A 13,807-nucleotide genomic window follows, 5' to 3' on the forward strand; every position below is an offset into this window, starting at 1 on the left:
ATGTATATTTGCTCATAAAAAAACTGCACCTTGTGAGTTGGAGGGGATGTCCAACTTTTGGGGTGCAGTTCAAACTTGGAAACGGGTTTCAGACGACCTTTTTATTTTTAAATCAGGATGGAGGATTACCAGTTTTGTACGATTTGGGTTGCTTCGTTCAGCCGCTCTACCGTTCCGACATCCAACCAAAGACCGTTGTGTTTTTGCGCGCTAACCTTTTCTTCGTTCATTGCTTGGCGCAGGAGGGGGGCGAGTTTGGCCGGCTGGTGCGGCGGTGTATCGCGGAAGAGTTCGGGGCGGTAAACGCCTACGCCGCTGAAAGTCAAGGCTTCGCCTGCTGATTTGTCTGAAGAGGCTAGACCGTTGGTAAGCAGGGCGAAGTCTCCGTTGGGATTGTGCGGCGGGTTGTCAACCAGCCATAGGCAGGCGAGTTTGTCTGAATGGGGCAATGCTTCGGCGGCCTGTCGGGCTTTTGAAAAGTCGATGTCGGTTAGCACGTCGCCATTGACAACGAGGAATGGTGCGTCGCCAAGCAGGGGTAGGGCAGTGGCAATGCCGCCTGCGGTTTCCAAGCCGCCTGCTTTTTCAGGGGAATAGGCGATGCGTACGCCGTATTGCGAGCCGTCGCCGAGCGTGGTTTCGATTTGTTCGCCGAGCCAGGCGTGATTGATGACGATTTCGGTAAAGCCTGCGGCTTTCAGACGACGTAAGTGCCAGCCGATTAAAGGTTCACTGCCGACTTGCAGCAGGGGTTTGGGGGTATGGTCGGTCAGCGGGCGCATCCGTTCGCCGCGTCCTGCGGCAAGTATCATTGCTTTCATGGGGGAGATGGATAAGTTTGGATAATGAAATGATGGGCAGTCTGTCGGGATTGGGGAAGCTGATTCAAGGTCGCCTGAAAATGAAATTTGAGGGTTTCAGACGACCTTTGCGAGCTTGGGGAGCTTTATTCCAATGATTTGAATTGCCGTCGGAAATACAATAAAGCCGGGGGGTGTGTGCCGGAATTTTTGATTTCGTTGATTTCGACGTAAAAGATAAAATGCGTCCCGATTTCGTGTTGCGAAACGATACGCCCGTGGAGATGCGCCAGTGCGCCTTCGACTTCGAGTTGCCCGGTTTCGCCCCTGTTCCAAATATGGTAGGCAAAGCGTTCTTCAGGGGAAAGCCCGGTCAGGCCGGCAAAGTGTTCTGCGATGTCCTGTTGGCTTTCGGACAGGGTATTGATGCACAAGTCGCGGTTGGTCTGAAGAATCGGAATGATTGCTGACTTCCGGTTGATGCAGAGCATAATGGTCGGCGGTTCGTCTGTAACGGGGGTAACGGCAGTCATGGTAATACCGTAACGGCCGGATTTTCCATCGGTCGTGATAACGTGTACGCCTGCGGCGCAGGATGCCATGGCATCCCTGAACGGATGCTTGAGTGTGTGTGCCGAATCTGTCATTCGTCGTGCTTTTTTATTTCAGGTGCTGTTCGATTTTCGACAGCGCCGCCAGCAGCTCTTTGAGTTCGAGCATTTTTTCTTTGGAAAGCACTTGTTCGATGGCGTCATAACGTTCGTCCACTTGCGCACCGATGGATTCGAAAAGTTTTTCGCCTTCGTTTGTCAGCTTCAAATAGACGCGGCGTTGGTCGTTGGACGGCTTCAGGCGTACGACGAGACCTGCTTTTTCCAAGCGGGTCAAGATGCCGGTCAGGCTGGGGCGCAGGATGCACGCCTGATTGGCAAGATCTTGAAAGTCCAATGTGCCGTTTTCGGCAAGCAGGCGGATGATGCGCCATTGCTGGTCGGTAATATTGGCTTGGTTCAGAATAGGACGAAATTGGGTCATTAACGTTTCCCGCGCTTGAATCAGACCGATGTTAATAGACGCATGTTTGGATTGGTTGGGCATAAGGGGTCTCCGTTGTTACCGATAAACAAACCTTTGAAGCGTGAGGCAGATTTGTAAAGGCTGTATTGTCATTATAAGAGCCCTGTGAAAGCGGCGAATGCGTGGGAGCAAAAGTATCGAACCAAAAATCAGATAACATTCCGTAAGTTTGTTTTGATAGTAATGTTCCGTATTTTCTTATGTTTGTATATTAGTCTATTTTTGACATAACCTCAACAAAATCATCAGTTGCGCTGGCAAGGGGTGGTTTATGTTTTCAATAAACGAATATTTACTCCGCAGAGTCATGTACTGCGCAGGATTTGGTTTTTTTACATGTTAAAGGATTTGACAGGATAGCATTAATAGAACAGATCCGATATAAAAATTCTGGCGCGCAGACCCCAATAAGTGCTGATGCCTGAGGTAAAGTGAACCATTTTTCCGTTTTTAATCAGGATAATGCTCGGGGTAACGGAAACTTTCCATTTTCGTGCCAAGCGTCCGTCGTTGTCATTGACCGTAGGAAAATCAAGATGTTTTTCTGACATATAGGTACGGATATGCTCATCCGCACCGGAGTGCAGGGCAATACCGACAACAGGAATGCCGTCTTCGGCAAGCCGGGAAACGGTAGGTGAAGTATAGGCGCAGATATGGCACCAGTCTCCCCATACATAGAGGACGGCGGTACGGTTTGCACTCAGTAAGGCAGGTGTCAGCGTTTCTCCTGAAAGCAGGTGCAGCGGTTCAGACGACATTTGCACGGGGGGTTCGGGTTTGCGCCACCAATCGGCAACGGCCGATAATATGGCGAAAATGACTACCGCCTGTAAAAAAGATAAGGATAGTGATTTGATGCGTGATGGCAGACGTTTCATTTTTTGACGGTCGGAGTGAAAGAAGGGGATGATACTTTGTTTTGATGCAGTGTTTCATAAAATTACCTAATGGGTCGTCTGAAAACGGTTGATGGGAAATACGGAACTGGATTGATAAAACATTAATTACATCAAACTACATTTTTGTTATAATTCGGGTCGCAAACCTTTATCCAACCGTAACAGAGGAAAAACCATGGGCATTAAAGTCGCCATTAACGGATATGGCCGCATCGGCCGCCAAGTATTACGCGCCATCTACGATTACAACCTGCAAGACCAACTTGAAGTTGTCGCCGTCAACGCCAGCGGCAGCCTCGAAACCAACGCCCATCTGACCAAATTCGATACCGTTCACGGTCGCTTTAATGCCGACATCTCCCACGATGCAACCCATCTCATCATCAACGGCCGCAAAATCCCATTTTTCTCCACCCGCAACCCCGCCGAACTGCCATGGAAGGATTTGGAAGTTGATTTGGTTATGGAATGTACCGGCGCGTTCACCAGCAAATCCAAAGCCAACGTGCATTTGGAAAGCGGCGCGAAAAAAGTGCTGATTTCCGCACCGGGCGAAGCCGACGTTGACGCAACGGTCGTTTACGGCGTGAACGATGATGTGATTACCGACGACATGACTGTCGTCTCCAACGCTTCCTGCACCACCAACTGCCTCTCTCCCGTTGCCAAAGTCCTGAATGAAAACATCGGCATCGTCAAAGGCGTGATGACCACCATCCACGCTTTGACCAACGACCAAACCGTTACCGACGTACGCCATAAAGACTTGCGCCGCGCCCGTAGCGGTGTGGAAAACATGATTCCGACCAAAACCGGCGCGGCAAAAGCCGTCGGTTTGGTATTGCCTGAACTGAAAGGCAAACTCGACGGTCTCGCCATCCGCGTGCCGACCGTCAATGTTTCTGTCGTCGATTTGAGCTTCCAAGCCGCACGCGATACCAGCGTCGAAGAAATCAACGCGCTGATGAAGGCCGCTGCGGAAGAAGGTCGTCTGAAAGGCGTGTTGCACTACAACACGCTGCCGCTGGTGTCTATGGACTTCAACCACACCACACAAGCCAGCACCTTTGACGCAACGCTGACCAAAGTCATCGACGGCAACATGGTCAAAGTGTTCGCTTGGTACGACAACGAGTGGGGCTTCAGCTGCCAAATGCTGAACACCGCCCGCCGTATGTTCGGTTTGGAAGTGCGCCCGTTTGAATAAAATAGATTGTCCGATATGCTAAAAGGTCGTCTGAAAACCATGATTGGATTTTCAGACGACCTTTTCTATTTATCCGCTTGTTTTCGTTCCGGATTGAGCCAGTGCCATTGCTCGCGCAATGTTTGTTCCAATGCCTTTTGTTTTTCTTTGGGATTGTTTAGGCCGTGTGTAATACGGTTGTAATCGAGTGTAACGGACGGGTTGGCGACATTGCCCCGTATTTTGAGCGGTATGGGCTTGGCTGAAGGATTGAGTATGTTGCGGATAAGCAGATCCTCGGATAGTTCTTGCGTATTCAGATCGGTGTAGCCGTTGCTGACTATGTACAAATGTTCGGAAAACAATTCGGTATTGATGTGGTGGCTGATGCCCTTGTCGATTTCGCTATTGAGGGTAAAGCGGTTGAAAGGGGTTTGGGCATGCTCGCCGCCGGGGTGCTGTGCGGAAATACCGTTTTTGAGGATATGGTTTATATCTATACCTTTCCATGCCCCATTCAAAATATTGAGGGTCAGCATCCCTTGTAGGGATTGGATGAGTTGCTTACGATTGTCGCCCCGTGCCGTCAAATCGATGACGGCATCTCCGTTGCCGCTGAAACTGTGGAAACCGAACAAATCTTGCAACAATGGTCGGATTTGTACGTTTTGGGCATTTTGTTGGAGATGGTAGGTAGGCGGAGTTGTGTTTGCCATACTGATACCGCCTTCTGTCTGACCACCGTAGAGGCCTGCTTTAAAATGGCTTAGGGCGATGTGTTCTTTGTCGGCATTCAACAGGGTTTCAATATTTTCCAGTTGCAGGCCAGGTATTTGGACATTGCCGATTTTGATGTTGGCATCAATTTGTGGGATTTGGCCGTTGTTGAGGATTGTTGGGTAGCCTGATCCGGAGTTTGCCTGTATATCGTCCCAGTAGGGGAGTAGTGAGAGTTTTTGCAGGGCAATCCCGGCTTCCAAAAGAGGTGTTTCTCCTTCCGTTGTTTGATATTTGAAGACAAGCGCAAGGGGCTGGCGGTCGAATGTGCCTTTGAAATCCCCTTGCCAGTTTTCTTTGCCGTTCCAGTTGAATGAGCCGGTTAACTGGCTGATAAAGCGCGGATTGGGTAGGCGGTTGACCGTATCCTGGAATGTGGTCAGATTGATTGGGGATGATTGCAATCCTTTGTTTTGCTGCCACAGTAGAGGGCCTGTCAGGGTTAAATTGGTCTGATGGACAGCATTTTTGTGGCTGGCGTTGAATTCAAAGTTATCCAATGTGGCAACACTGGTACGGATGCTTGCTTTGTCGAGTTTGAACGAGCCGTTCCATTGGCTTTCCGGCTTGCCTGCTGTAAATGCACCATTGAGCGATGGGATATTCAATACGTTGTTTTTAAAGTATAAACGCGGAATTTGCGCGGTCAGGTGAAAATTTTGGACGGGATTATCCGTGCGCAGGCTGAGGTTGTCTGCTTTTAGGGAGTCGTTTTCAGACGACCATGTCCATGTACCGCTTCCATCAGCGGACAGTTTGCTTTCTTTCTCAGCAACATATGCTTCCCAAAGTAGATTGGGAATGCTCCAACCGGTTTCAGAGGCATTGAGTACGCCGCTACCCTGCCATCGGATAGGTTGGTTTGGGCGGCGCAGACTGCCGTTGATTTTGAAAGGGCGGCCGTCAGTACCGTCGTTGCGGACGTTTAGATAGAAGTTGTCGATAATATGTGCTTGTCCTGCAATATTCATATGCAGAGAGCTGTTTTCTATAATCAGACGGTTTAAAGAGGTAGGGTGGGAAGGATGTAACAGGTCTTGCAGGTTCCATTTTCCGTCCTCGGTGCGCGATAACACGGCATCTGCGCCTGTAATAACCCATTTTTCGATGAAAGGGTAATCGTTCCACAGACTGCTCCAGCCTAGACCGATACGGGTCTCTTTGATGTGTAAGGCGGTTTGGTTGCTATGAGGTCGGGTAATGGTAACGTTTTTTAGGGTGACGGTAGGACGGGGAAACCAGCTTCGGCGGATGTCGCTGCTGAAGCGGATATTCCGTCCCGTTCCGCTGAAGGTGTTTTGTACGGTTGTTTCAATTCGTTCGGGGGTAAACAGGGCATAAACCGATGCATACAGGGCGGCTGCGGTACAAACAAGCAATATGACCGCAGTTACGACTGTTTTCAGCCAAAATTTTCCTGAATTAAGCAGAGGATTTTTCATGCGTAAAGGCAATAAGGTAACGTAGCTGAAAGTATAGCACATGACATTTGGGGTAATGCGGATAGGGGATTAAGGGTAAATGTAAGGTGTGAGTGGTAGGCCTTGTAGCGGGCAGGTCGTCTGAAAGCGGTAGTATGCTAATATTGTCGTCTGTTTCAGGAGATATATGATGATTATTGTGATGGGTAAGAATGCTTCTCAGGAGTCGGTAGAGGGAGTAATCGGTTTTATCCGTAATAAGGGCTTGAAAGAGCATGTCTCTCGGGGGGAAGAGCGGACGATTATCGGTGCGGTTGGTGATGAGCGGGTGTTCCGTCCAAATGAATTGGAACGTTTGCCCGATGTGGAACGCGTTGTCCGGGTATTGAACGATTGGAAAATTATCAGCCGTGAGGCAGACGAGGAAGACAGCAGGATTGTTATACGGGGTGTGATATTCGGCGGAGTGAAGCGGTTGGATATTACTGCCGATACGGACAGGGCGCAAAAGGCGGATGCAGTATTTGTCGATCCGTTTTACCTTCCGGCGCGCCCTTATGAAAAAGTGGACGAGCAGCGTGAAAACTTACGGGTTCGGGCGATTGTTCAGGAAATTTCTGATTTACAGAAAACAGGCAAGCCCGTCATTGTCCGTATCCGTGATGTTCGCCAGATAGATGAGGCCTTGTCTGCCGGTGCAGATATTTTGTATTTGGGTGGCAGTATGATGACCAATCGGACGCTTTTGGATGAAGTAGGTCGTCTGAATACGCCGGTAGTGTTGTGTAAAGACAAGCATCATCGTGTTGATGATTGGTTGGTAGCGGCAGAACATATCGCTTTGCGCGGTAATAGCCATATTATGCTCGGTGAAGCTGGGACGCTCAGTTTTGAGCCGGAACATGCCTATCGTTTGGATGTCGATGCCATCGTTCGGGTCAGGAAAGTGTGCCGTCTTCCGGTTATCGCCAATATTACCCGTCTGTGGCACAACGATATGCCTCAGGAAATATTGTATCGTTTGGCAGCGGCAGCAGGTGTGAACGGGATTATCAGCGGGTAAGAGATATATCCGGCAGTAGGGAATATGGTGATTGACTTGAAAATAAAAAAACAGAACAGCGAAAACTGTTCTGTTTTTTTATTTTCAGACGACCTCATGGATTTAAACATTGGAGGGGTCGTCTGAAACTGCTTTACCTACTTGTTAAACATTCACGGTCTCGGCTACTTCGTTGTAGCTGTCGATTTCGTTGAAGTTCATGTAGCGGTAGATTTGATCGCCCTGTTCGTTGATGATGCCGATGTTGGCTTGGTATTCTTCAACGGTCGGGATTTTACCCAGTTTCGAGCAAATCGCCGCCAACTCTGCCGAGCCGAGGTAAACGAAGGTGTTTTTACCCAAGCGGTTCGGGAAGTTACGGGTGGAAGTGGACATGACGGTCGCGCCTTCGTGTACTTGGGCTTGGTTACCCATACACAGCGAACAGCCCGGCATTTCCATACGCGCGCCGGCGCGGCCGAGTACGCCGTAGTGGCCTTCGTCGGACAACTCTTTCGCGTCCATTTTGGTCGGCGGCGCCATCCACAGGCGGACGGGGATGTCGGACTTGCCTTCCAAGAGTTTGGAGGCGGCGCGGAAGTGGCCGATGTTGGTCATGCACGAACCGATGAACACTTCGTCGATTTTGGTGCCGGAACGTTCGGACATGAAGCATACGTCGTCCGGGTCGTTCGGGCAGGCGATGATCGGCTCTTTGATGTCGTCCATGTTGATTTCAATCACGGCGGCGTATTCGGCATCTTTATCTGCTTCGAGCAGCTCTGGATTCGCCAGCCATTTTTCCATGGCTTTGATGCGGCGTTCCAAAGTGCGCGGGTCTTGATAGCCGTCGGCAATCATGTTTTTCATCAACACGACGTTGGATTTCATGTACTCGATAATCGGCTCTTTGTTGAGCTTCACGGTACAGCCGGCGGCAGAGCGCTCAGCAGACGCGTCGGTCAATTCAAAGGCTTGTTCCACTTTCAAATCAGGCAGGCCTTCGATTTCGAGGATGCGGCCGGAGAAGATGTTTTTCTTACCGGCTTTGGCAACGGTCAGCAAACCTTGTTTAATCGCGTAAAGCGGAATGGCGTTTACCAAATCGCGCAGGGTTACGCCCGGTTGCAGCTTGCCGCTGAAACGTACCAGTACGGACTCAGGCATATCGAGCGGCATGACGCCGGTGGCTGCTGCGAAAGCCACCAAGCCGGAGCCTGCAGGGAAGGAAATACCGATAGGAAAACGGGTGTGGCTGTCGCCGCCGGTACCGACGGTATCAGGCAACAGCAGGCGGTTGAGCCATGAGTGGATCACGCCGTCTCCCGGACGCAGAGATACGCCGCCACGGGTAGAAATAAAGGCGGGCAGTTCTTTATGGGTTTTCACATCGACAGGTTTCGGATAAGCTGCGGTGTGGCAGAAAGACTGCATCACCATATCGGCGGAGAAGCCCAAGCAAGCCAAGTCTTTCAACTCGTCGCGGGTCATCGGACCGGTGGTATCTTGTGAGCCGACCGTCGTCATGCGCGGTTCGCAATAAGTACCCGGGCGTACGCCTTGTCCTTCCGGCAGACCGCAGGCGCGACCAACCATTTTTTGCGCCAACGTGAAACCGGCTTTGCTTTCGGCAGGTGCTTGAGGCAGACGGAATTCGGTGGAAGCAGGCAGTTTCAACGCTTCGCGCGCTTTGGCGGTCAGACCTCGACCGATAATCAGGTTGATACGGCCACCGGCTTGCACTTCGTCCAGCAATACTTGGGATTTCAGGCTGAACTCGGCAACGATTTCGCCGTTTTTCACGATTTTGCCTTCATAAGGCAGAATATCGACGACATCGCCCATTTTCAGTGCGGAAACATCGACTTCAATCGGCAGCGCGCCGGAGTCTTCTTGGGTATTGAAGAAAATCGGCGCGATTTTTCCGCCCAAACAGACGCCGCCGAAGCGTTTGTTCGGTACGAACGGGATGTCTTCGCCGGTATGCCAAATCACGGAGTTGGTCGCGGATTTGCGTGAAGAGCCGGTACCGACCACGTCGCCGACATAGGCAACGGGATGACCTTTGGCTTTGAGTTCTTCCAACAATTTAATCGGACCAACTTCGCCCGGTTTATCGGGATTGATGCCGTCGCGCGGGTTTTTCAGCATTGCCAGCGCGTGCAGCGGAATATCGGGACGGCTCCACGCGTCAGGCGCGGGAGAGAGGTCGTCCGTATTGGTTTCGCCGTCAACTTTGAAGACGGTAACGGTGATTTTTTCGGGAACTTTGGCGCGTGAGGTAAACCATTCGGCATCCGCCCAAGATTGCAAAACTTCCTGAGCGTATTTGTTACCTTTTTCAGCTTTTTCCTGAACGTCGTGGAAAGAATCGAACATCAGAAGCGTATGTTTCAAGCCTTTAGCAGCGATTGGCGCGAGTTTGTCGTCGTCCAAGAGTTCGATTAAGGCGTGAATGTTGTAACCGCCGAGCATCGTACCTAAGAGTTCTGTCGCATATTCGGGGGAAACCAACGGGCTGGATGCGCTGCCTTCGGCAACAGCAGCCAGGAATGAGGCTTTGACTTTGGCGGCATCGTCCACACCGGGCGGAACACGGTGGGCAAGCAGTTCAACCAAGAATTCACCTTCGCCTGCGGGCGGGTTTTTCAGCAGCTCGACCAAATCAGCGGTTTGCTGCGCGTTCAAAGGGAGGGGGGGGATACCGAGGGCGGCGCGCTCGGCGGCGGCTTTGCGATAGGCTTCTAACATCTCTTTGTTCCTTTTTTCTGTTTTTTCTTCTGACCGTTGCAAATGATTTGCAATCAAAGAATTGTAAACAATTCTTTTGGGTATCATAGACCAGTTTGGCAAAAATTGGAATATTTATGTTATCGGATGTAATAGGTGTTTGCTATTGAAACGAATTATCTTGAAAAATACGAAAAGGTCGTCTGAAAACAGGGTTTCAGACGACCTTTTATGTTTTATCGGAATGACCGGCTCGTTCTTTTACCGGGCGTTTGCCTGATATTCGCTTCCGTCTTCGCGCAAGAGCTTGGGCTGTTCGCCTTTCTCGATGACGTTTTTACCGATGACAACTTTGGCCACGCCTTTCAAATCAGGCAGTTGATACATGGTATCCAACAGGCAGCGTTCAACGATGGAGCGCAGGCCGCGCGCGCCGGTTTTACGTTCCATTGCCTGACGGGCAATGCTGCGCAGGGCTTCTTCTTCAAATTCCAATTCGACATTTTCCATGCCGAACAGGGTTTGATATTGTTTCACCAAAGCATTTTTCGGCTCGGTCAAAATGTTCACCAATGCGTCTTCGTCCAATTCCGCCAGCGTGGCGATAACAGGCAGACGGCCGATTAACTCGGGAATCAGACCGAATTTAATCAAGTCTTCAGGCTCAACGATTTCAAACAATCCGGTAATGTCGGCATTTTCGTCCTTGCTGTGAACGGACGCACCGAAACCGATACCGCCTTTTTCAGTACGTTGACGGATCACTTTTTCCAAGCCTGCAAACGCGCCGCCACAGATAAACAGGATGTTGGTCGTATCGACGTTGATAAATTCCTGATTCGGATGTTTGCGGCCGCCTTGGGGCGGAACGCTGGCAACCGTACCTTCAATCAGTTTCAGCAAGGCTTGTTGCACGCCTTCGCCGGATACGTCGCGGGTAATTGACGGGTTGTCGCTTTTACGCGAGATTTTGTCGATTTCGTCGATATAGACGATGCCGCGCTGGGCTTTTTCAACATCGAAATCGCATTTACCCAAAAGCTTGGTAATGATTTGCTCAACATCTTCACCGACGTAACCCGCCTCAGTCAGCGTGGTCGCGTCCGCCATGACGAACGGCACGTCCAGTTTGCGCGCCAAAGACTGCGCCAACAGCGTTTTACCCGAACCGGTCGGACCGATAAGCAGGATGTTGGATTTCGACAACTCGACGTTGCCGTTGGCTTTGGGATGGCGTAGGCGTTTGTAATGGTTGTACACCGAAACCGCCAAGGCTTTCTTGGCTTGTTCCTGACCGATAACGTGGTCGTTGAGGTTGGCGACAATTTCAGCAGGCGTGGGCAGTTTGTTGTTTGGATGGGACGCATCCGTTGCAGATTTTTCTTCAGAGAGGTCGTCTGAACTTTGCAGCATGACGCCGCAAGTTTCTACACATTCGTTACAGATAAAAGCGTTTTCGCCTTCAATCAGGTTTTTGACTTCATGCTCGGATTTTCCGCAAAACGAGCAGGAGCGTTTTTCTTCAGTCATAATTTATCTTCTGTTTTCAAGCAATATCGGCAAACCGTTATCCGAATGTTGCGGGAACGGTTTTCGGCAAAGTCGGTAAGTATAATCAGTATCTTAAGGTTTATCAAATACCGTATGGGAAGCTGTTTGGCGTAAGGTTTTCAGACGACCCTCCGACGCATAGCAACACGCCATAATTTCCCATCCTTAAGATTGTTTCCAATTTGGGAAAAAGATGCAAACAAACGCAAAAAAGCCGTATTAAACTTTACATTTTGTTGTATTTTAAGCAAAATATCTCCTTTAATAATTCATTTGTCTTAAATTCTACTGGTTGAAGTATGTCGGTTATGAAATTTTATAAAACACTTAGTGCAGCCTGTTTGGGTATGGCTTTGGCTGTTGCCGCCGCCCCTGCCGCTGCAGACGATATGGACGTTTTGGGTCAATTTTTGGAACAGAATTTTCCAACCCAAAATGACCCGATGGAAGCTTTCGCATTAAGCCACGCACAAAAAATCGAAGCTCAGGCGATGATGGCGGGGCCGCTTTTGACATCGCAGGCCGCCCTGATTTTTAACAATAAAACAGGTGAAATCCTGTATCAGAAAAACGCAGACCGCGTGATGCCGATTGCGTCCATTTCCAAACTAATGAGCGCAATGGTCGTTTTGGACGCGCGTTTGGATATGAACGAGCGCATTACCATTACGGCTGATGAAATCGACCGCCTGAAAGGCACAGGTAGCCGCCTTGCCGTCGGCACGACGCTGACGCGCGGCGAATTGCTGCACCTGAGCCTGATGAGCAGCGAAAACCGCGCAACACACGCGCTGGGCCGCACCTATCCGGGCGGTATGTCGGCGTTTGTTGCTGCCATGAATGCAAAAGCGCAAAGCCTGGGCATGTATAGCAGCCGTTTCTACGAACCTACCGGTCTGAATTTCCAAAACGTATCAACTGCCCACGATTTAAACCGTATGGTCGCTGCGGCGAGCAAATATCCGCTCATCAGCAAAAACTCAACCTCCAACTACGGCTCGGTTTGGACGGCAAACGGCCGCCAAAACTATAAAAACTCCAATGCCCTCGTGCGCGAAGGCAGTTGGAACATCGAGCTTCAGAAAACCGGTTATATCCGCGAAGCAGGACGCTCGATGGTGGTTAAGGCAAACGTCCAAAACCAACCGATTACCATCGTATTGCTGAACTCGCCAACCTCGACAACCCGCGTAAACGACGCGCGTAAGATCGAATCTTGGATGTTGCAGCGCCGCTCTTAAAATACTTGTTATGCCGTCTGAAAATCAGGCGGCATTTTATTTTATGGTCAGTAGGTGAAAACGGAAGGCGTTTTGTACGGTTTTGGTTTCAATCTTTTGTCGGGCATCAAGGAATTTTTGAAATGAACAAAATCAATAAAATGAACAAAATCAGTAAAAAGTACGGATTATGGCTCGGGGTTGCAGCATTGGCGGGTTGTACTTCTGTCGCCGATATGGTGGGATACGATACGGCTGCTTTGAATGAAGGAGCCGAGCGAAACTATATACAGGTTGTACAAAAAGCGCGCAGCCAGAATGCGCTGGATGTCAGCTCTCCGACGGCGCAGCGTGTTCATCGGGTGTTTTCCCGACTGGTTCCGTACGCCAACCGCGCCAACCGTACCGGCATACCTTTTAATTGGCAGATGAACGTTATCCGCAGCAACGAGTTGAATGCTTGGGCGATGCCGGGCGGAAAAATGGCGGTATATACCGGTATGGTTGAACGTTTGCAACTGACGGATGATGAAATCGCCGCAGTCATCGGGCATGAAATGACCCATGCCCTGCTCGAACACAGCAAAAAAGCCATCGGAGGTCAGGTATTGACCGGCTTGGGCGGTTCTATTTTGGCAGGTGCCGTCGGTTTGGACGGAAATTTGGTCGGCGTTGGAACAGATTTATTGGCAACCAAACCTTTTTCGCGTCATCAGGAAAGCGAGGCAGATGCGGGAGGCGTCCGCCTGATGGCTCAGGCAGGTTACAATCCGCAGGCGGCAATCAGCGTATGGGAAAAAATGAATAGGGCGCAAGGCGGCAGTCAGGTTGCCATCTTGTCAACCCATCCCGCCAACAATACCCGTATCGAAGCAATCCGCAGGATGTTGCCGGAAGTTATGCCTATTTATCACCAAAATAAACGCTGATATTTTGTGTTGATGGATATTTTCAAACTGTTTTAGAGGTCGTCTGAAAACCGAGTATCCAACCAATAGAGATATTTGGATAGTAAAAGGAAAACATATGGAGACCTTTGCAATAACATAGGTTACTAAAATTTTATGCTCAATCTCATTTTCAAAATTCAAAATCTTTCTG

At 50.0% G+C, this 13,807-nt stretch carries 11 protein-coding genes; 4 read left to right on the forward strand and 7 right to left on the reverse strand.

Annotated elements, in window-relative coordinates; all coding sequences use genetic code 11:
- Positions 1–125: 125 nt before the first annotated feature.
- The 4 genes from murU to AC5M9B_RS01975 form a co-directional block, all read right to left on the reverse strand.
- Positions 126–821: an N-acetylmuramate alpha-1-phosphate uridylyltransferase MurU gene (murU, locus tag AC5M9B_RS01960; protein WP_029609511.1), complete on the reverse strand. Its 696-nt coding sequence runs from the start codon at positions 819–821 to the stop codon at positions 126–128.
- 125 nt (positions 822–946) lie between these two features.
- Positions 947–1,447 (reverse strand): 4-hydroxyphenylacetate 3-monooxygenase, reductase component, encoded by a 501-nt coding sequence (gene hpaC / locus AC5M9B_RS01965; RefSeq protein WP_019269805.1) that lies wholly within the window; start codon positions 1,445–1,447, stop codon positions 947–949.
- A 13-nt stretch (positions 1,448–1,460) separates the two neighbouring features.
- The gene (hpaR, locus tag AC5M9B_RS01970; protein ID WP_487648161.1) at positions 1,461–1,898 is read right to left on the reverse strand and encodes a homoprotocatechuate degradation operon regulator HpaR; all 438 of its coding nucleotides are present in this window, start codon (positions 1,896–1,898) and stop codon (positions 1,461–1,463) included.
- A gap of 341 nt (positions 1,899–2,239) precedes the next feature.
- Positions 2,240–2,758 carry a protein disulfide oxidoreductase gene (locus AC5M9B_RS01975; RefSeq protein ID WP_487648162.1) on the reverse strand — a complete coding sequence of 173 codons (519 nt, stop codon included), beginning with the start codon at positions 2,756–2,758 and terminating at the stop codon, positions 2,240–2,242.
- A 196-nt stretch (positions 2,759–2,954) separates the two neighbouring features.
- Between AC5M9B_RS01975 and gap the strand changes: the two genes are divergently transcribed.
- The gene (gene gap, locus AC5M9B_RS01980) at positions 2,955–3,986 is read left to right on the forward strand and encodes a type I glyceraldehyde-3-phosphate dehydrogenase (protein ID WP_146736786.1); all 1,032 of its coding nucleotides are present in this window, start codon (positions 2,955–2,957) and stop codon (positions 3,984–3,986) included.
- 65 nt (positions 3,987–4,051) lie between these two features.
- On the opposite strand, the gene AC5M9B_RS01985 is transcribed toward gap, so the two are convergent.
- Positions 4,052–6,226, reverse strand: a complete 2,175-nt coding sequence (locus AC5M9B_RS01985; RefSeq protein ID WP_487648163.1) for an AsmA family protein — start codon at positions 6,224–6,226, stop codon at positions 4,052–4,054.
- A 127-nt stretch (positions 6,227–6,353) separates the two neighbouring features.
- Between AC5M9B_RS01985 and AC5M9B_RS01990 the strand changes: the two genes are divergently transcribed.
- The gene (locus AC5M9B_RS01990; RefSeq protein WP_029609510.1) at positions 6,354–7,226 is read left to right on the forward strand and encodes a chorismate mutase; all 873 of its coding nucleotides are present in this window, start codon (positions 6,354–6,356) and stop codon (positions 7,224–7,226) included.
- A 144-nt stretch (positions 7,227–7,370) separates the two neighbouring features.
- Here the strand turns inward: AC5M9B_RS01990 and acnB are convergent, their stop codons facing one another.
- Together acnB and clpX are read right to left on the reverse strand one after the other, a co-directional pair.
- Positions 7,371–9,956 carry a bifunctional aconitate hydratase 2/2-methylisocitrate dehydratase gene (gene acnB, locus AC5M9B_RS01995; protein ID WP_070655748.1) on the reverse strand — a complete coding sequence of 862 codons (2,586 nt, stop codon included), beginning with the start codon at positions 9,954–9,956 and terminating at the stop codon, positions 7,371–7,373.
- A gap of 240 nt (positions 9,957–10,196) precedes the next feature.
- Positions 10,197–11,465, reverse strand: coding sequence for an ATP-dependent Clp protease ATP-binding subunit ClpX (gene clpX / locus AC5M9B_RS02000; protein WP_070655746.1), 1,269 nt, complete (start codon positions 11,463–11,465; stop codon positions 10,197–10,199).
- Positions 11,466–11,833: 368 nt separating this feature from the next.
- On the opposite strand from clpX, the gene AC5M9B_RS02005 reads away from it, so the two are divergent.
- Positions 11,834–12,727 (forward strand): serine hydrolase, encoded by an 894-nt coding sequence (locus AC5M9B_RS02005; RefSeq protein ID WP_373271539.1) that lies wholly within the window; start codon positions 11,834–11,836, stop codon positions 12,725–12,727.
- A 140-nt stretch (positions 12,728–12,867) separates the two neighbouring features.
- On the forward strand, positions 12,868–13,635 hold the full coding sequence (locus AC5M9B_RS02010; RefSeq protein ID WP_070655753.1) for a M48 family metallopeptidase: 768 nt from the start codon (positions 12,868–12,870) through the stop codon (positions 13,633–13,635).
- The last annotated feature ends 172 nt before the right edge of the window (positions 13,636–13,807 follow it).

The organism is Neisseria flava, from assembly GCF_982712965.1.

Coding starts and splice junctions, on each gene's coding strand:
- murU (WP_029609511.1), bottom strand. CDS start 821: ATGAAAGCAATGATACTTGCCGCAGGACGCGGCGAACGGATGCGCCCG.
- hpaC (WP_019269805.1), bottom strand. CDS start 1,447: ATGACAGATTCGGCACACACACTCAAGCATCCGTTCAGGGATGCCATG.
- hpaR (WP_487648161.1), bottom strand. CDS start 1,898: ATGCCCAACCAATCCAAACATGCGTCTATTAACATCGGTCTGATTCAA.
- AC5M9B_RS01975 (WP_487648162.1), bottom strand. CDS start 2,758: ATGAAACGTCTGCCATCACGCATCAAATCACTATCCTTATCTTTTTTA.
- gap (WP_146736786.1), top strand. CDS start 2,955: ATGGGCATTAAAGTCGCCATTAACGGATATGGCCGCATCGGCCGCCAA.
- AC5M9B_RS01985 (WP_487648163.1), bottom strand. CDS start 6,226: ATGTGCTATACTTTCAGCTACGTTACCTTATTGCCTTTACGCATGAAA.
- AC5M9B_RS01990 (WP_029609510.1), top strand. CDS start 6,354: ATGATTATTGTGATGGGTAAGAATGCTTCTCAGGAGTCGGTAGAGGGA.
- acnB (WP_070655748.1), bottom strand. CDS start 9,956: ATGTTAGAAGCCTATCGCAAAGCCGCCGCCGAGCGCGCCGCCCTCGGT.
- clpX (WP_070655746.1), bottom strand. CDS start 11,465: ATGACTGAAGAAAAACGCTCCTGCTCGTTTTGCGGAAAATCCGAGCAT.
- AC5M9B_RS02005 (WP_373271539.1), top strand. CDS start 11,834: ATGGCTTTGGCTGTTGCCGCCGCCCCTGCCGCTGCAGACGATATGGAC.
- AC5M9B_RS02010 (WP_070655753.1), top strand. CDS start 12,868: ATGAACAAAATCAGTAAAAAGTACGGATTATGGCTCGGGGTTGCAGCA.